Source organism: Streptococcus sp. CF7_Ac1-8, from assembly GCF_024295435.1.
GTDB lineage: Bacteria > Bacillota > Bacilli > Lactobacillales > Streptococcaceae > Streptococcus > Streptococcus mitis_AP.
The window spans coordinates 57,266-75,265 of the sequence record NZ_JANCPI010000011.1 but is presented as its reverse complement, the minus strand read 5'-3'; the positions used below and the strand labels follow the sequence as shown (position 1 = coordinate 75,265).

14 protein-coding genes are annotated in these 18,000 nt (G+C 39.8%); 11 read left to right on the top strand and 3 right to left on the bottom strand.

What is annotated here, in order from left to right; genetic code table 11:
• Positions 1 to 126 precede the first annotated feature (126 nt).
• From NMM26_RS06970 to NMM26_RS06925, 10 genes are all read left to right on the top strand, one after another.
• The gene (locus NMM26_RS06970) at positions 127 to 2,307 is read left to right on the top strand and encodes a PTS transporter subunit IIBC (protein ID WP_000974069.1); all 2,181 of its coding nucleotides are present in this window, start codon (positions 127 to 129) and stop codon (positions 2,305 to 2,307) included.
• A 51-nt stretch (positions 2,308 to 2,358) separates the two neighbouring features.
• Positions 2,359 to 3,174, top strand: coding sequence for an endonuclease/exonuclease/phosphatase family protein (locus NMM26_RS06965; RefSeq protein WP_000670849.1), 816 nt, complete (start codon positions 2,359 to 2,361; stop codon positions 3,172 to 3,174).
• Positions 3,175 to 3,314: 140 nt separating this feature from the next.
• Positions 3,315 to 4,658 carry a DEAD/DEAH box helicase gene (locus tag NMM26_RS06960; protein WP_254754067.1) on the top strand — a complete coding sequence of 448 codons (1,344 nt, stop codon included), beginning with the start codon at positions 3,315 to 3,317 and terminating at the stop codon, positions 4,656 to 4,658.
• A gap of 362 nt (positions 4,659 to 5,020) precedes the next feature.
• Entirely contained in the window at positions 5,021 to 6,211 is a 1,191-nt protein-coding gene (metK, locus tag NMM26_RS06955; RefSeq protein ID WP_000003943.1) for a methionine adenosyltransferase, read from the top strand.
• Positions 6,212 to 6,300: 89 nt separating this feature from the next.
• Positions 6,301 to 7,692 (top strand): peptidoglycan-N-acetylglucosamine deacetylase PgdA, encoded by a 1,392-nt coding sequence (gene pgdA, locus NMM26_RS06950; RefSeq protein WP_050542114.1) that lies wholly within the window; start codon positions 6,301 to 6,303, stop codon positions 7,690 to 7,692.
• 77 nt (positions 7,693 to 7,769) lie between these two features.
• On the top strand, positions 7,770 to 8,612 hold the full coding sequence (locus NMM26_RS06945) for an aldo/keto reductase (RefSeq protein ID WP_000844579.1): 843 nt from the start codon (positions 7,770 to 7,772) through the stop codon (positions 8,610 to 8,612).
• Between the two features lie 270 nt (positions 8,613 to 8,882).
• The gene (locus tag NMM26_RS06940; RefSeq protein ID WP_000429572.1) at positions 8,883 to 9,644 is read left to right on the top strand and encodes a hypothetical protein; all 762 of its coding nucleotides are present in this window, start codon (positions 8,883 to 8,885) and stop codon (positions 9,642 to 9,644) included.
• An 18-nt stretch (positions 9,645 to 9,662) separates the two neighbouring features.
• On the top strand, positions 9,663 to 10,580 hold the full coding sequence (gene glyQ, locus NMM26_RS06935) for a glycine--tRNA ligase subunit alpha (protein WP_000038736.1): 918 nt from the start codon (positions 9,663 to 9,665) through the stop codon (positions 10,578 to 10,580).
• Between the two features lie 211 nt (positions 10,581 to 10,791).
• Complete coding sequence (gene glyS / locus NMM26_RS06930; protein WP_254754066.1) at positions 10,792 to 12,828, top strand: glycine--tRNA ligase subunit beta; 2,037 nt, start codon at positions 10,792 to 10,794, stop codon at positions 12,826 to 12,828.
• Positions 12,829 to 12,869: 41 nt separating this feature from the next.
• Positions 12,870 to 13,127, top strand: coding sequence for a DUF896 family protein (locus NMM26_RS06925; RefSeq protein WP_000372163.1), 258 nt, complete (start codon positions 12,870 to 12,872; stop codon positions 13,125 to 13,127).
• Positions 13,128 to 13,345: 218 nt separating this feature from the next.
• Here the strand turns inward: NMM26_RS06925 and NMM26_RS06920 are convergent, their stop codons facing one another.
• The 3 genes from NMM26_RS06920 to NMM26_RS06910 are packed head-to-tail and all read right to left on the bottom strand — an operon-like array spanning position 13,346 to position 16,197.
• The gene (locus NMM26_RS06920; protein ID WP_000673661.1) at positions 13,346 to 14,590 is read right to left on the bottom strand and encodes an NAD(P)H-dependent oxidoreductase; all 1,245 of its coding nucleotides are present in this window, start codon (positions 14,588 to 14,590) and stop codon (positions 13,346 to 13,348) included.
• 18 nt (positions 14,591 to 14,608) lie between these two features.
• Positions 14,609 to 15,214, bottom strand: a complete 606-nt coding sequence (locus NMM26_RS06915; RefSeq protein WP_000915954.1) for an NADPH-dependent FMN reductase — start codon at positions 15,212 to 15,214, stop codon at positions 14,609 to 14,611.
• Positions 15,215 to 15,273: 59 nt separating this feature from the next.
• Complete coding sequence (locus NMM26_RS06910; protein WP_254754065.1) at positions 15,274 to 16,197, bottom strand: FAD:protein FMN transferase; 924 nt, start codon at positions 16,195 to 16,197, stop codon at positions 15,274 to 15,276.
• 307 nt (positions 16,198 to 16,504) lie between these two features.
• On the opposite strand from NMM26_RS06910, the gene nox reads away from it, so the two are divergent.
• On the top strand, positions 16,505 to 17,884 hold the full coding sequence (gene nox / locus NMM26_RS06905) for a H2O-forming NADH oxidase (protein ID WP_033681383.1): 1,380 nt from the start codon (positions 16,505 to 16,507) through the stop codon (positions 17,882 to 17,884).
• Positions 17,885 to 18,000 lie beyond the last annotated feature (116 nt).

Sequence of the window (18,000 nt, the reverse complement as noted above, 5' to 3'; positions counted from 1 at the left end):
TTAGAAAAAAGTCTACTTTTTTTTATAAAAGCCTTTACAAAAAAAATTAAAGTGGTATAATTGAATTATAGAAAGTGCAAACGTTTTCGTAAAACGTTTGCCTAAATAAAAATAAAGGAGATTTGAATGATGAAAGATACATTCAAAAATGTCTTGTCTTTCGAATTTTGGCAAAAATTCGGTAAGGCTTTGATGGTGGTTATCGCCGTTATGCCGGCTGCTGGTTTGATGATTTCAATCGGTAAGTCTATCGTGATGATTAACCCAACCTTTGCACCACTTGTAATCACAGGTGGAATTCTTGAGCAAATCGGTTGGGGGGTTATCGGTAACCTTCACATTTTGTTTGCCCTAGCCATTGGAGGTAGCTGGGCTAAAGAACGTGCTGGTGGTGCTTTCGCCGCTGGTCTTGCCTTCATCTTGATTAACCGTATTACTGGTACAATCTTTGGTGTATCAGGTGATATGTTGAAAAATCCAGATGCTATGGTAACTACTCTATTCGGTGGTTCAATCAAAGTTGCTGATTACTTTATCAGTGTTCTTGAAGCTCCAGCCTTGAACATGGGTGTATTCGTAGGGATTATCTCAGGTTTTGTAGGGGCAACTGCTTACAACAAATACTACAATTTCCGTAAACTTCCTGATGCACTTTCATTCTTCAACGGGAAACGTTTCGTACCATTTGTAGTTATTCTTCGTTCAGCAATCGCTGCAATTCTACTTGCTGCATTCTGGCCAGTAGTTCAAACAGGTATCAATAGCTTTGGTATCTGGATTGCTAACTCACAAGAAACTGCTCCAATCCTTGCACCATTCTTGTATGGTACTTTGGAACGTTTGCTCTTGCCATTTGGTCTTCACCACATGTTGACAATCCCAATGAACTATACAGCTCTTGGTGGTACTTATGAGATTTTGACAGGTGCAGCTAAAGGTACTCAAGTATTTGGTCAAGACCCACTATGGCTTGCATGGGTAACAGACCTTGTTAACCTTAAAGGTACAGATGCAAGTCATTACCAACAATTGTTAGATACTGTTCACCCAGCTCGTTTCAAAGTTGGACAAATGATCGGTTCATTCGGTATCTTGATGGGTGTGATTGTAGCTATCTACCGTAATGTTGATGCTGATAAGAAACACAAATACAAAGGTATGATGATTGCGACAGCTCTTGCAACATTCTTGACAGGGGTTACTGAACCAATCGAATACATGTTCATGTTTGTAGCAACACCTATGTATCTTGTTTACTCACTTGTTCAAGGTGCTGCCTTTGCTATGGCTGACGTCGTAAACCTACGTATGCACTCATTCGGTTCAATCGAGTTCTTGACTCGTACACCTATTGCAATCAGTGCTGGTATCGGTATGGATATCATTAACTTCATTTGGGTAACTGTTCTCTTTGCTGTAATCATGTACTTTATCGCAAACTTCATGATTCAAAAATTCAACTACGCAACTCCAGGACGTAACGGAAACTACGAAACTGCTGAAGGTTCAGAAGAAGCTAGCAGCGAAGTGAAAGTTGCAGCTGGTTCTCAAGCTGTAAACATTATCAACCTTCTTGGTGGACGTGCAAACATCGTTGATGTAGACGCATGTATGACTCGTCTTCGTGTAACTGTAAAAGACGCTGACAAAGTCGGTGATGCAGAACAATGGAAAGCAGAAGGAGCTATGGGTCTTGTCATGAAAGGACAAGGAGTTCAAGCTATCTACGGTCCAAAAGCAGACGTATTGAAATCTGATATCCAAGATATCCTTGATTCAGGTGAAGTTATTCCTGAAACTCTTCCAAGTCAAATGACAGAAGCACAACAAAACACAGTTCACTATAAAGGTCTTACTGAGGAAGTATACTCAGTAGCTGATGGTCAAGTTGTTGCTTTGGAACAAGTAAAAGATCCAGTATTTGCTCAAAAAATGATGGGTGACGGATTTGCTGTTGAACCTGCAAATGGAAACATTGTATCTCCAGTTTCAGGTACTGTATCAAGCATCTTCCCAACAAAACATGCTCTTGGTCTTGTGACTGAACCAGGTCTTGAAGTATTGGTTCACATTGGTTTGGACACAGTAAGTCTTGAAGGTAAACCATTTACAGTTCATGTTGCTGAAGGACAAAAAGTTGCAGCAGGTGATCTCCTTGTTACAGCTGACTTGGATGCTATCCGTGCAGCAGGACGTGAAACTTCAACAGTAGTTGTCTTCACAAATGGTGATGCAATTAAATCAGTTAAATTAGAAAAAACAGGTTCTCTTGCAGCTAAAACAGCAGTTGCTAAAGTAGAATTGTAATATACTTGAGGTTGGAAGCTGTATTCCAACCTCTTATTTTGGGAGAAAAGAATGAAATTTTTAACACTCAATACTCACAGTTGGATGGAGAAAGAAGCAGAGGAAAAATTCCAGATTTTGCTTCAGGATATTCTTGAAAAGGACTATGATTTGATTTGTTTCCAAGAAATCAATCAGGAGATCACTTCGCCAGAGGTGGAGGTTAATGACCTTTATCAAGCTTTGCCAGCAGCTGAGCCTATTCACCAAGATCACTATGTTAAACTTTTGGTTGAAAAGTTGTCTGAGCAAGGGAAAAATTACTACTGGACTTGGGCCTATAACCATATCGGTTATGATCGCTACCACGAAGGTGTGGCTATCTTGTCTAAAACACCTATTGAAGCCAGAGAAATTTTAGTTTCAGATGTGGATGATCCAACAGACTATCATACTCGTCGTGTTGCCTTGGCTGAAACTGTAGTTGATGGTAAGGAGCTTGCAGTTGCAAGTGTCCACCTTTCTTGGTGGGATAAAGGTTTCCAAGAAGAATGGACACGATTTGAGGCTGTCTTGAAAGAATTGAACAAGCCGCTTTTGCTAGCTGGAGATTTCAACAATCCGGCTGGACAGGAAGGTTACCAAGCTATTTTAGCTAGTCCATTAGGCTTACAAGACGCATTTGAAGTTGCTCAAGAGAAAAGTGGTAGCTATACTGTTCCACCAGAAATTGATGGCTGGAAGGGGAACACAGAACCCCTTCGAATCGACTATGTTTTTACTACCAAAGAGTTAGAGGTGGAATATTTACATGTCGTATTTGATGGTAACAAGAGTCCACAAGTGAGTGATCACTATGGCTTGAATGCTATTTTAAACTGGAAATAAGGACTGAAAAGAGGTTGGGATTCACAAATTCCAGCCTTTTTCTAACTAGAGAAGCTACTGGAAATAGCCTAAATAAGTGAGATTACTGAAATGGAGTAAAATGTGGTATAATTGATAGGATAGATAGAATCGAGGATATTATGTCATTTACGAAATTTCAATTTAAAAACTATATTAGAGAAGCCTTGGAGGAGCTGAAATTTACAGCTCCAACAGAGGTGCAAGATAAGTTGATTCCTATTGTTTTGGCAGGTCGTGACCTAGTAGGAGAATCAAAAACAGGTTCGGGTAAGACTCACACTTTCCTATTGCCGATTTTCCAGCAATTAGATGAAACCAGCGATAGTGTTCAAGCAGTGATTACGGCACCGAGCCGTGAGTTGGCTACTCAGATTTACCAAGCAGCTCGTCAGATTGCAGCCCACTCAGAAGTGGAAATTCGTGTGGTTAATTATGTGGGGGGGACAGATAAGGCTCGCCAGATTGAGAAATTAGCAAGCAACCAACCTCATATTGTTATCGGTACGCCAGGCCGTATCTATGACTTGGTTAAATCTGCTGATTTAGCTATTCACAAGGCTAAGACCTTTGTGGTCGATGAGGCTGATATGACCTTGGATATGGGATTCTTGGAAACTGTTGATAAGATTGCTGGCAGCCTTCCAAAAGACTTGCAATTCATGGTCTTCTCAGCGACCATTCCACAAAAGTTGCAACCATTCTTGAAAAAATACTTATCAAATCCTGTTATGGAGAAAATCAAGACCAAAACGGTCATTTCTGACACTATTGATAATTGGTTGATTTCTACTAAGGGACGTGACAAGAATGCTCAAATTTACCAGCTGACTCAGTTGATGCAACCTTATTTGGCAATGATTTTTGTTAACACTAAAACACGGGCTGATGAATTGCATGCTTACTTGACTGCGCAAGGTTTGAAGGTGGCAAAGATTCACGGAGATATTGCCCCTCGTGAGCGCAAGCGTATCATGAATCAGGTGAAAAATCTGGATTTTGAGTATATTGTCGCAACGGATTTGGCAGCGCGTGGAATTGATATTGAAGGTGTCAGCCATGTTATTAATGATGCCATTCCGCAAGACTTATCCTTCTTCGTGCACCGTGTTGGTCGTACTGGACGCAACGGCCTACCAGGTACAGCTATTACCCTATATCAGCCAAGTGATGACTCTGATATCCGTGAGTTGGAGAAATTAGGAATCAAGTTTACTCCTAAGATGGTCAAAGACGGGGAATTTCAAGATACTTATGACCGTGATCGTCGTGCCAACCGTGAGAAAAAACAAGATAAGCTTGATATCGAAATGATTGGTTTGGTTAAAAAGAAAAAGAAAAAAGTCAAACCAGGTTATAAGAAGAAGATTCAATGGGCGGTTGATGAAAAACGTCGGAAAAACAAGCGCGCTGAAAATCGCGCTCGCGGTCGTGCAGAGCGTAAAGCAAAACGCCAAACATTTTAATAGCAATTGTTGGAGTGCTGAGCTCCAACTTTTTTTTATTTATGATAACGAACTATCTTAACCAAAACTCTACATTAAAGACTGCAAATTGTACTTAAAAATGGTATAATGATAAAGTTATATAGTCCCGATAAGATGGTAGGCATTTATTACTAAGAGTTTTCCTATCAGTACTTTGCAACTCGCAAAGAATGACGGCTCCATACGGTTGCCGCTATAGTGCGGTCATCCTATGCGCCTTACTAGCTTCAGAAATAAAAAAGTATCGTTTTTATTTCTTTTGCGTCGTAACTCTTATAGAATAAAAATACCTATCAGTACTTTGTAACTCTATAACACTATTTTTAAGGGGGGACATTTTTATGTCAGAACGTAAATTATTCACGTCTGAATCTGTATCTGAGGGGCATCCGGATAAGATTGCAGACCAAATTTCAGATGCGATTTTGGATGCTATTTTAGCCAAGGATCCAGAGGCGCACGTTGCTGCTGAGACAGCTGTATACACTGGTTCCGTCCACGTTTTTGGTGAAATTTCTACAAATGCCTATGTGGATATTAACCGTGTAGTTCGTGATACCATTGCAGAGATTGGCTACACCAATACAGAATATGGTTTTTCTGCGGAGACGGTGGGAGTACACCCATCTTTGGTGGAACAATCTCCTGACATTGCCCAAGGTGTCAACGAAGCCTTGGAGGTTCGTGGGAATGCAGACCAAGATCCGCTGGACTTGATTGGTGCTGGAGACCAAGGACTCATGTTTGGATTTGCGGTAGATGAAACAGAAGAGCTCATGCCATTGCCAATTTCACTCAGCCATAAATTGGTTCGTCGTCTGGCAGAACTTCGTAAGTCTAGTGAAATTAGCTATCTTCGCCCAGATGCCAAGTCACAAGTTACAGTTGAGTATGATGAAAATGACCGTCCAGTACGTGTGGACACAGTCGTGATTTCAACTCAGCACGATCCAGAAGTCAGCAACGAACAAATTCACAATGATATCATTAACAAGGTTATCAAAGAGGTTATTCCAGCTTCTTATTTGGATGAGCAAACAAAATTCTTCATCAATCCTACTGGTCGTTTTGTAATCGGTGGACCTCAAGGGGACTCAGGTTTGACTGGTCGTAAGATTATCGTAGATACTTATGGGGGCTACTCTCGTCATGGTGGTGGTGCCTTCTCTGGTAAAGATGCGACTAAGGTGGACCGTTCAGCCTCTTATGCTGCGCGCTATATTGCCAAGAATATCGTTGCAGCGGGTCTTGCTAAAAAGGCAGAAGTGCAATTGGCATACGCAATCGGTGTTGCGCAACCCGTTTCTGTTCGTATCGATACCTTTGGTACAGGAACAGTAGCTGAAAGCAAGCTTGAAAAAGCAGCGCGTCAAATCTTTGACCTTCGCCCTGCAGGAATTATCCAAATGCTGGACCTCAAGCGTCCAATTTACCGTCAAACAGCAGCTTATGGACACATGGGACGTACAGATATTGATCTTCCATGGGAACGTTTGGACAAGGTAGACGCTTTGAAAGAAGCAGTCAAATAAGATTTTAAGAGGGGGTTGCCCCTCTTTTTTAATATACTATTTCCTCCAAAATCATTGAAATTATAGCTTGAATTTGATATGATGGTCTTATGGATAAAAGTAGAGCAAAGCGTGAGAATCACGATAAGATAAGAATGAGTCTAATAGCCCTAGTAGCTATCTTCTCAGTAAGTATTTGTGTCCTTGGTTCAATAATTGGATACAAAATATACACAAAACAAAGTTTTGAACAAAAGATTGAATCGCTCAAAAAAGAGAAAGATGATCAATTGAGTGAGGGAAATCAGAAGGATCATTTTCGTAAGGGACAAGCAGAAGTAATTGCCTATTATCCTCTCCAAGGGGAGCAAGTGATTTCGCCTATAAAGGGAATTATGACACAGGGTATTAAAGACAATCTAGAGGATAAGGAAAATCTGGTTTTTTATTATACGGAGAAACAGGATTCGACTTTAAAAGGGATTGTCAACCGAAGTGTGATGAAACAAGTCTATGATTTAACTTCGTCAAAAGTTGAAGAGACTGAAAAAACTAGTCTGGCAAAAGTTCATTTGACAGAAGATGGTAAATCTTTTACACTTGATCAATTATTTTCAGATGCTAGTAAAGCCAAAGAACAGCTGATTAAAGAAATGACCTCTTTCTTACAGGATAAGAAATTGGAGCAAGAAAAGATTGATCTGCTTGTTAAAGGCTTCTCTGACCAAGACCTGTCTGCATGGAACTTTGATTATAAGGATAGCCAAATTATCCTTTATCCAAGTCAGGCAGTGGAAAATCTAGATGAGATTGCCTTACCAGTATCTAGTTTCTTTGAGGTCATTCAGTCCTCTTATCTATTAGATAAGGATGCCGAACTTTACAAGGCCTATTATGAAAAGAAAAATCGTAAAGTAGTAGCCTTGACTTTTGATGATGGACCGAATCCTGCAACGACAAATCAAGCATTAGATACTCTTTCTAAGTATGGTATTAAGGCAACTTTCTTTGTACTAGGTAAGAATGTTTCTGGAAATGAAGAGATTTTGAAACGCATGAAAGCAGATGGTCATGTCATTGGGAACCATAGTTGGAGCCATCCAGTGCTTTCAAAACTTTCGCTTGACGAAGCCAAAAAACAAATAACTGATACTGAGGATGCGCTAACTAAGGTGCTGGGCTCTAGTTCTAAACTCATGCGTCCACCTTATGGAGCCATTACAGATGACATTCGCAATGGCCTTGATTTGAGCTTTATTATGTGGGATGTGGATAGTCTGGACTGGAAGAACAAAAATGAAGCAGCGATTTTGACAGAAATTCAACGCGAAGTCAAGAATGGTTCTATTATTCTCATGCATGATATCCATGCTGAGACGGTCAATGCTCTACCGAAGGTTATTGACTATTTGAAAGGTCAAGGTTATGACTTTGTGACAATTCCAGATTTGTTAGATACTCGTCTTAAAGCCCACCAGCTCTACTACGACCGCAATCAATAATACACAAAATCTAAAGAGATAAGTTTTCCTTGAAAATTTGGCTCTTTGGATTTTCTTCTAATTTAGAAAGGAAAAAAATGAAATCTTATACTTTAAACAATGGCGTTACAATTCCAGTTCTAGGATTTGGAACCTGGAAAGCTGAGAATGGAGAAATTGCCTACCAAGCAGTTTTGGAGGCTTTAAAGGCAGGCTATCACCATATCGATACGGCTGCCATCTATAAAAACGAAGAAAGCGTTGGTCGTGCTATTCAAGATAGTGGGATTCCTAGGGAGGAAATTTTTGTAACCAGCAAACTCTGGAATACAAATCACAACTATGAGCAAGCTCGTCAGGCTTTTGAAGAGTCTTTAGAGAAGCTGGGATTGGAATATTTGGATTTGTATTTGATTCATTGGCCAAATCCAAAACCACTTAGAGAGAATGACCAATGGAAAACTCGAAATGCGGAAGTTTGGAGAGCTATGGAAGATCTCTATAATGAAGGTAAAATCCGTGCTATCGGAGTTAGTAATTTCCTTCCCAAGCATTTGGATGCATTGCTTGAAACAGCAAAAATTGTTCCTGCAGTTAATCAAATCCGCTTGGCGCCAGGTGTATATCAAGAAGAAGTCGTAGCTTACTGTCGAGAAAAAGGAATTTTATTGGAAGCTTGGGGTCCTTTTGGTCAGGGAGAACTGTTTGATAACAAGCAAGTGCAAGAAATAGCTGAAAATCACGGAAAGTCTGTTGCTCAGATAGCCTTGGCATGGAGCTTAGCAGAAGGATTTTTACCCCTTCCGAAATCTGTTACAGCATCTCGTATTCAGGCTAATCTTGATTGTTTCGGAATTGAGCTGAATCGTGAGGAACGTGAAACCTTAAAAACAATTGCTGTTCAGTCTGGTGCTCCACGAGTTGATGATATGGATTTCTAGAAAATCATAAAAAAATTGTACATTGTTCTAATTTTTGATATAATAGTCAGCAGGAAAGAAAGTCTTATGGCGTTCTTCAAGCGAGCTTGGGATAGTGGGAGCCAAGTAGGACAAAATAAAGAGCTGGCGCTTTCTGTAGTATTTTCAAAAACAATGAAGTAATAAATTAGGGTGGAACCGCGTTTTTGACGCCCCTAGGTTAAATCAACCTAGGATTGTCGGACGCGGTTCTTTCGCTATTCAGTCTATTATGTGAAAGAAAGGAGAGACGTGGAAAACCTTTATCTTGTAAAAGACGATAGTCAACTAGCTACATTTCGTGATTTTGTAGTAAGAAATACTGAAAAGTTGAAAGATTATCAATCTTTTTTAAAGAATGAACTTGCAGTCTGTGATTTACCGCAAGCCGTTATTTGGTCAAGTTTTAATGCTGCTACACAGATTATTAGGGAAAGTGCTGTTCCAGCCTATACAAATAATAGACGAATGGTTATGACGCCTGATTTAGCTGTTTGGAAAGAGTTGTATTTGTATCAGTTGATGGACTACGAGTGTTCTCAGCAAACTCAAGCAATAGAAAGTCACTATCATTCTTTATCTGAAAATTTCCTCTTACAGATTGTAGGACATGAGTTAGCTCATTGGTCGGAGCATTTTTTAGATGATTTTGATGGTTACGACTCTTATATATGGTTCGAAGAGGGGATGGTTGAATATATTAGTCGCAAGTATTTCTTGACAGAAGAGGAATTTCAAGCGGAAAAAATTTGTAATCAATCTCTTGTAGAACTTTTTCAGAAGAAGTATGGTTGGCATTCATTGAATGATTTTGGTTCTTCGACTTATGATAAGAACTATGCAAGTATTTTTTACGAATACTGGCGTAGTTTTTTGACAATAGATAAGTTGGTAGAAAATCTAGGTAGTGTACAAGCGGTCTTCGATTCTTATCATTTATGGGCAAATACAGATAAAACTCTTCCCTTGTTAAATTGGTTTGTTCAGCAGAAATTAATTGAAAAAGAAATATAAAAACTAAAGGAGTAAACAATGTCTAAAAAATTGACTTTCCAGGAAATCATCCTTACTTTGCAACAATTTTGGAATGACCAAGGTTGTATGCTTATGCAGGCTTATGATAATGAAAAAGGTGCGGGGACAATGAGTCCTTACACTTTCCTTCGCGCTATTGGACCTGAACCATGGAATGCGGCTTATGTAGAGCCATCACGTCGTCCTGCTGACGGTCGTTACGGGGAAAACCCTAACCGTCTTTACCAACACCATCAATTCCAGGTGGTCATGAAGCCTTCTCCATCAAATATCCAAGAACTTTACCTTGAGTCTTTAGAAAAATTGGGAATCAATCCTTTGGAACACGATATTCGTTTTGTTGAGGACAACTGGGAAAACCCATCAACTGGTTCAGCTGGTCTTGGTTGGGAAGTTTGGCTTGATGGGATGGAAATCACTCAGTTCACTTATTTCCAACAAGTCGGTGGATTGGCAACTGGCCCTGTGACTGCGGAAGTTACCTATGGTTTGGAGCGCTTGGCTTCTTATATCCAAGAGGTTGACTCTGTCTATGATATCGAGTGGGCTGATGGTGTAAAATACGGAGAAATCTTCATCCAGCCTGAGTATGAGCACTCAAAATATTCATTTGAAATTTCAGATCAAGAAATGTTGCTGGAAAACTTTGATAAGTTTGAAAAAGAAGCTGGTCGTGCCTTAGAAGAAGGTTTGGTTCACCCTGCCTATGACTATGTTCTAAAATGTTCACACACCTTTAACCTGCTTGATGCGCGTGGTGCGGTATCTGTAACAGAGCGTGCAGGATATATCGCCCGTATCCGTAACTTGGCCCGTGTCGTAGCCAAAACCTTTGTCGCAGAGCGCAAACGCCTAGGTTACCCACTTTTGGATGAAGAAACACGAGCTAAACTCTTAGCAGAAGACGCAGAATAAAGAGAGTGACAAATTACGAAAATGGGCGAACAGAGTGAGCCCTGAGCCAGTTGCCGCAGTGATGAAGGTATCCTTAGTGAAGCTAAGGATACTAGGCAAAATTGGAGACTTTTGGCTCCAATTTTAGCAATGAAACAACGAAGTTGGTTGCTTGCGTGCCAATCACATAAGGCAAACTGGAAAATAAAAAGATACTTTTCGGAGAAAAAACATGACAAAAAACTTATTAGTAGAACTCGGTCTTGAAGAATTACCAGCCTATGTTGTCACACCAAGTGAAAAACAACTAGGTGAAAAAATGGCAGCCTTCCTCAAGGAAAACCGCCTGTCTTTTGAAGCTATTCAAACCTTCTCAACACCACGTCGTTTGGCTGTTCGAGTTACTGGTCTTGCAGACAAACAGTCTGATTTGACAGAAGATTTTAAGGGGCCAGCAAAGAAAATTGCCTTGGATAGTGATGGAAACTTCACAAAAGCAGCTCAAGGATTTGTTCGTGGAAAAGGATTGACTGTTGAAGATATCGAATTCCGTGAAATCAAGGGTGAAGAATATGTCTATGTTACCAAGGAAGAAATTGGTCAAGCAGTTGAAGCCATTGTTCCTGGTGTTGTAGATGTCTTGAAGTCATTGACTTTCCCTGTTAGCATGCACTGGGCTGGCAATAGCTTTGAGTACATTCGTCCTGTTCACACTTTAACCGTTCTTTTAGATGAGCAAGAGTTTGATTTGGATTTCCTTGATATCAAGGGTGATCGTGTGAGCCGTGGCCATCGTTTCTTGGGACAAGAAACAAAGATTCAGTCAGCTTTGAGCTATGAAGAAGATCTTCGTAAGCAGTTTGTAATCGCAGATCCACGTGAACGTGAGCAAATGATTGTTGACCAAATCAAAGCAATCGAAGCTGAACACAGTGTACGTATCGAAATTGATGCTGACTTGCTGAATGAAGTCTTGAACTTGGTTGAATACCCAACTGCCTTTATGGGAAGCTTTGATGCCAAATACCTTGAAGTTCCAGAAGAAGTCTTGGTGACTTCGATGAAGGAACACCAACGTTACTTTGTTGTTCGTGATCAAGATGGAAAACTCTTGCCAAACTTCATTTCTGTTCGTAACGGAAATGCAGAGCATTTGGAAAATGTTATCAAAGGAAATGAAAAAGTCTTGGTAGCTCGTTTAGAAGACGGTGAATTCTTCTGGCGTGAAGACCAAAAATTGGTGATTTCAGACCTTGTTGAAAAATTAAACAATGTCACCTTCCATGAGAAGATTGGTTCCCTTCGTGAGCACATGATTCGTACGGGTCAGATTGCGGTACTTTTGGCTGAAAAAGCAGGTTTGTCAGTGGATGAAACAGTTGACCTAGCTCGCGCAGCTGCCATTTACAAATTTGACTTGTTGACAGGTATGGTTGGTGAATTTGACGAGCTCCAAGGAATTATGGGTGAGAAATATGCCCTTCTTGCTGGGGAAACTCCAGCAGTGGCGGCTGCTATTCGTGAACACTACATGCCTACATCAGCTGAGGGAGAGCTTCCAGAGAGCAAGGTCGGTGCAGTGCTTGCCATTGCAGACAAATTGGATACGATTTTGAGTTTCTTCTCAGTAGGCTTGATTCCATCAGGTTCTAATGACCCTTATGCCCTTCGTCGTGCAACTCAAGGTGTGGTTCGTATCTTGGATGCCTTTGGTTGGCACATTGCTATGGATGAGTTAATTGATAGCCTTTATGCTTTGAAATTTGACAGCTTGACTTATGAAAATAAGACAGAGGTTATGGACTTTATCAAGGCTCGTGTTGATAAGATGATGGGTTCTACACCAAAAGATATCAAGGAAGCCGTTCTTGCAGGATCAAACTTTGTTGTGGCGGATATGTTGGAAGCAGCAAGCGCTCTCGTGGAAGCAAGCAAAGAAGATGACTTCAAACCATCTGTTGAATCACTTTCTCGTGCCTTTAACTTGGCTGAGAAGACAGAAGGAGTTGCTACAGTTGATTCAACACTATTTGAAAATGACCAAGAAAAAGCCTTGGCAGAAGCAGTAGAAACACTTGCTTTATCAGGATCTGCAAGTCAACAATTGAAACAACTCTTTGCACTTAGCCCAGTTATTGATGCTTTCTTTGAGAATACCATGGTAATGGCAGAAGATCAGGCTGTCCGTCAAAATCGTTTGGCTATCTTGTCTAATTTAACTCAAAAAGCAGCTAAACTTGCTCGTTTTAACCAAATTAACACTAAATAAAATTTGATAAACGGACTTTATCTTATCACAAAGGAGAAGAAATGGATCAGAAAAAAATTGATCGTATCAACGAGCTTGCTAAAAAGAAAAAAGCAGAAGGCTTGACACCAGAAGAAAAAGTGGAACAAGCTAAACTACGTGAGGAGTACATCGAAGGTTATCGTCGCTCTGTTCGTCACCACATTGAGGGAATCAAAATTGTGGATGAAGAAGGAAACGATGTTACACCAGAAAAACTACGCCAAGTTCAACGTGAAAAAGGATTACATGGTCGCAGTCTCGATGATCCAAATTCATAATAATACTCTTCGAAAATCAAATTCAAACCACGTCAGCTTCACCTTGCCGTACTTAAGTACAGCCTGCGGCTAGCTTCCTAGTTTGCTCTTTAATTTTCATTGAGTATAAGTATTCTTTCTTTTAACAAAGATAGATGAAATAATAACCAAAAGACTAGCAATTTGTGTTTGCTAGTCTTTTTTCGTTAAAAAAGGAACCAAGATGGTTCCTAAAGTTATTAGTTACTTGCGCCAGATGTAGCGTCTGCGCCACCACCGTGACCACCGGCATCACCTGCATCAGAAGCTCCAGATGTAGCATCTGCATCGCCGTGACCATGTCCGCCAGCAGGAGCTGCAGCATTTCCACCGACTAAACGTTGACCAGTTGTATTGAGGTACCAGTCAAGCCATGGTTGAAAATTAAAGATAATTTCATTAATTCCAGCATATGAACCATCTGGGTAGTACATTGCTTGGTAATTATGGGTATTAATAACACCTTCAGGTGTTCCTGGCACAATTGTACGGACATATTCTTGATCCCCGTTACGCAATACGCCGACAACCCATTCAACGTTTTTCATTCTAGAATCTGGCAATGTACCGTGTACTGTTCCTAATCTATTTCCTGATTGAGCACGTACACGTTTACCAAACATTGTATCTGGGTCTTGGTGTGCGTTATTAAAGTACAAGAATTGATTGTTATCATCTGCAAATGTCAATTCAAATGGCATTGCTTTCAAGAACATGTCAATTTGGTTAACTGTCAAGATACCGTGGTCTAATTTAACGTAAGTATCTCCAGAAACAGCTCCAACAAGTTCAGCTGCTTTTTCTACCCATTCAGGATCATCTGGGTCAACACCTTGGATGGTAGTTGCAATTGAATTTGTACAATATAAATCTTCTGGTTCAATTGGTTTTGGTTTTTTCAATTTTGAAACGACTCCCACATATTTTACAAAGTTGTCTAAACATGTTTCAAGGAAATTAACAGTTCCTTCATTTGTGATATTCCCATTAACATCAAAGGCTTCTTTAGCTTTACCGAGAAGAAATTCATTTCCTGGAAGAGTGTAAGCATTGACACCTGGAGCGTCAAGAATCTTACGAAGGTGAACTTGGGCACGAGAAGTACCTTGGTCGTAGTAAGATGCTCCCACAATCATGACTGGTTTGTTTTCAAATGGATGAACTTCGTATGAAAGCCATTCAAGAACAGATTTTAGGGAAGCTGAGATTGTGTGGTTGTGCTCAGGAGTAGCAATGATAACACCATCAGCACGAGTAATTTTGTTATATAAATAACGTAATTGGAAACTTTCGTCCCATTTTTCGTCTTGGTTAAACATTGGAACTTCGTCAATTTCGAGAACTTCTAATTCAAATTTGAGTTTGAAGTGACGACGGATGAATTCCAAGAGTTTACGGTTATATGATTGATCGTAGTTTGATCCTACAAGTCCAACAAATTTCATTCTTTTTGGTCTCCTATCTTACAAATTTTCCCAGTCAAAATCTTCAGCATCTTTGCGAAGTAATTCTTGTGCATTGCGCAATTTTTCTGTGATTTTTACAAAGATACGGTAGTCGTCAAAAGTAGCATCCAGTTTTTTGATAACATCAAGATCTACTAGGTCTCCACTTGGGTTGAAGGCTTGAAGAGAATGTGAAAGCAAGAATTCATCTGGAAGGACACTCGCTTTAATTTCTGGAGCATTCAAGATTTGGCGAAGTTGTAATTGGGCACGTGATGAACCAAGCGTACCATATGAAGCACCTGTAATCATGATTGGTTTGTTCAAAAGTGGATAGATACCATAAGACAACCAAGCAAGAGCGCTCATCAAAACAGCTGGGATAGAGTGGTCATACTCAGGAGTACCGATAATAACGCCATCTGCCTCTTCAATTTTAGCAGCAATTTCTAGAATTTCAACAGGTACTTGCTTGTCAGCTGGTTTGTTGAAGACAGGGATGTCCTTGATTTCAACAAGTTCAATTTCAGCTTTTTCAGCAAAGTGTTTTTGCATGTATTGAAGCAATTGACGGTTTGTAGAACGTTTTGAATTTGTTCCAACAATAGCAATAAGTTTTAACATGAGATTTCCTTTCTCTTTTTACATAATACAATTTAAGAACTCCATTGAAATATCTATTTCTATAGAGTAGGAATTCCTGAAGAATAGCTTAGATGACCTTCTTTATCGATAAGGATGGCTTCTATGCCCTCCAAACTTTCGACTTGCCAGAGTATAGAAGCAGGTCTTTCTCCAAAGAGTCGAGTTGTCCAGATTTCGCCATCGACTGATTTATCAGAGATGATTGTCAGACTAGCTAGTTCCGTTTCAACAGGATATCCTGTTTGACTGTCAAAAATATGATGGTAGTCTTTTCCATCGACTGTCAGGTGACGTTCATAAATGCCTGAAGTCACGACAGATTTATTGACAACAGGGATGGTCATTAAGTGATTTCCCCTAGGATTGGCTGGGTCTTGAATCCCGATTTGCCAAGGCTGATTGCCTCTTTCCTGATTTTTACCAATGGTCAGGATATTCCCTCCCAGATTGATTAAGGCAGATGTCACTCCCTCTTCTCTCAGAAATTGAGCAACCTTATCCGCACTATACCCCTTGGCTAAACAACCAAGATCGATCTTCATTCCTTTCTGTTTCAAGAATACAGTGGAAGTGGAAGAATCTAACTCGATAGAGTGAGGATTGATTAAAGGTAGAATCGATTCAATTTCTTGAGGTTGGGCCACTTTGGCATCTGAAAAACCGATGCGCCAGGTTTGAATCAAGGGACCAATGCTGATGTTGAGATGACTAGAGGGCGCTAGGCTATGTTCTAATCCAAGTGAAATCAATTCAAATAAATCAGGATGAACCTTGACTGGAGCTATTCCAGCTTGATAATTGATTTCCATCAACTCAGATTCTTGGCTATTGGCATTGAAGCGATACTCAAGCTCTTTGAGTAAATCAAAGGATTTTTGGAGCAAGATATCGGCTTGCTCTTCTACTAATGAAATAGTAATAGTAGTCCCCATTAGCCGTTCGGAATGTGAACTAAGAGGCAAGCTACCAACTCCTTTCTCTTATGAAAAGAAGGCTGAAATATAGTAAATTTATATTAAATTTAACCCCTTACATTTTCTTTCCATGATACTAGCATACCATAAAGTCAGCGTTTTCACAAATAAAATTTGTAAACTTGTCAAGAAATATGCTCAGAAAAAAAGAGTAATTGTAAGAAAGACTGATAAAATACAGATTATTTACATTTTTTTACAAAAAAATCGGGAAAATTAACTAAACTCTTGTAAACGCTAACAGTAAATGTTATACTAGAAGAGTAAATTTAAAATTGAAGGTAGGAATTTTTCTATGAGTAAAATCGTTGTAGTTGGTGCTAACCACGCTGGTACAGCATGTATTAATACTATGTTGGATAATTTTGGAAATGAAAACGAAATCGTTGTATTTGACCAAAACTCTAACATCTCTTTCCTAGGTTGCGGAATGGCCCTTTGGATTGGGGAACAAATCGACGGTGCTGAAGGCTTGTTCTATTCTGATAAAGAAAAATTGGAAGCTAAAGGTGCTAAAGTTTACATGAACTCACCAGTTCTTTCAATCGACTATGATAACAAAGTTGTTACAGCAGAAGTTGAAGGAAAAGAGCATAAAGAATCATACGAAAAATTGATTTTTGCTACAGGTTCTACACCAATCTTGCCACCAATCGAAGGTGTTGAAATTGTCAAAGGAAACCGCGAATTTAAAGCAACTCTTGAAAATGTACAATTTGTTAAATTGTACCAAAACGCTGAAGAAGTGATTCACAAATTGGCTGACAAGAGCCAACACCTTGACCGTATTGCCGTTGTTGGTGGTGGTTACATCGGTGTTGAACTTGCTGAAGCCTTTGAACGTCTTGGAAAAGAAGTTATCCTTGTTGATATCGTTGATACTGTCTTGAACGGTTACTATGATAAAGACTTCACACAAATGATGGCGAAGAACTTGGAAGATCACAACATCCGCTTGGCTCTTGGTCAAACTGTTAAAGCAATAGAAGGTGACGGTAAAGTTGAACGCTTGATTACTGATAAAGAAAGTTTCGACGTGGATATGGTTGTTCTTGCTGTTGGTTTCCGTCCAAACACAGCTCTTGCTGATGGTAAGATTGAACTCTTCCGCAACGGTGCTTTCCTTGTAGATAAGAAACAAGAAACATCAATTCCTGGTGTTTATGCAGTAGGTGACTGTGCAACTGTTTATGACAATGCTCGTAAAGACACAAGCTACATCGCCCTTGCTTCAAATGCTGTTCGTACTGGTATCGTTGGTGCTTACAATGCTTGTGGACATGAATTGGAAGGAATCGGTGTTCAAGGTTCAAACGGTATCTCTATCTACGGTCTTCACATGGTTTCAACTGGTTTGACACTTGAGAAAGCTAAAGCAGCAGGTTACAATGCAACTGAAACAGGCTTTAACGATCTTCAAAAACCAGAATTTATGAAGCATGACAACCATGAAGTTGCCATCAAGATTGTCTTTGACAAAGATAGCCGTGAAATTCTTGGTGCACAAATGGTTTCACACGATTCTGCAATCAGCATGGGAATCCACATGTTCTCACTTGCTATCCAAGAGCATGTGACAATTGATAAATTGGCATTGACAGACCTATTCTTCTTGCCACACTTCAACAAACCATACAACTACATCACAATGGCTGCACTTACAGCTGAAAAATAATATTTGATGAACTATCTGGCCTTAAGTGAATGTCAGATAGTTTTTTAGTTAATCTGTACCCATACAATTTTGATTTTTTTATCTTGTGATTCATTCTAATCTAACTTAAAATGAAA

What these genes read in the sequence shown, in the direction of transcription:
- NMM26_RS06945 (WP_000844579.1), top strand. Translation starts at nt 7,770, where the DNA reads ATGAAATCTTATACTTTAAACAATGGCGTTACAATTCCAGTTCTAGGA.
- NMM26_RS06965 (WP_000670849.1), top strand. Translation starts at nt 2,359, where the DNA reads ATGAAATTTTTAACACTCAATACTCACAGTTGGATGGAGAAAGAAGCA.
- NMM26_RS06920 (WP_000673661.1), bottom strand. Translation starts at nt 14,590, where the DNA reads ATGAAATTTGTTGGACTTGTAGGATCAAACTACGATCAATCATATAAC.
- NMM26_RS06970 (WP_000974069.1), top strand. Translation starts at nt 127, where the DNA reads ATGATGAAAGATACATTCAAAAATGTCTTGTCTTTCGAATTTTGGCAA.
- pgdA (WP_050542114.1), top strand. Translation starts at nt 6,301, where the DNA reads ATGGATAAAAGTAGAGCAAAGCGTGAGAATCACGATAAGATAAGAATG.
- metK (WP_000003943.1), top strand. Translation starts at nt 5,021, where the DNA reads ATGTCAGAACGTAAATTATTCACGTCTGAATCTGTATCTGAGGGGCAT.
- NMM26_RS06915 (WP_000915954.1), bottom strand. Translation starts at nt 15,214, where the DNA reads ATGTTAAAACTTATTGCTATTGTTGGAACAAATTCAAAACGTTCTACA.
- glyS (WP_254754066.1), top strand. Translation starts at nt 10,792, where the DNA reads ATGACAAAAAACTTATTAGTAGAACTCGGTCTTGAAGAATTACCAGCC.
- NMM26_RS06960 (WP_254754067.1), top strand. Translation starts at nt 3,315, where the DNA reads ATGTCATTTACGAAATTTCAATTTAAAAACTATATTAGAGAAGCCTTG.
- NMM26_RS06925 (WP_000372163.1), top strand. Translation starts at nt 12,870, where the DNA reads ATGGATCAGAAAAAAATTGATCGTATCAACGAGCTTGCTAAAAAGAAA.
- glyQ (WP_000038736.1), top strand. Translation starts at nt 9,663, where the DNA reads ATGTCTAAAAAATTGACTTTCCAGGAAATCATCCTTACTTTGCAACAA.
- nox (WP_033681383.1), top strand. Translation starts at nt 16,505, where the DNA reads ATGAGTAAAATCGTTGTAGTTGGTGCTAACCACGCTGGTACAGCATGT.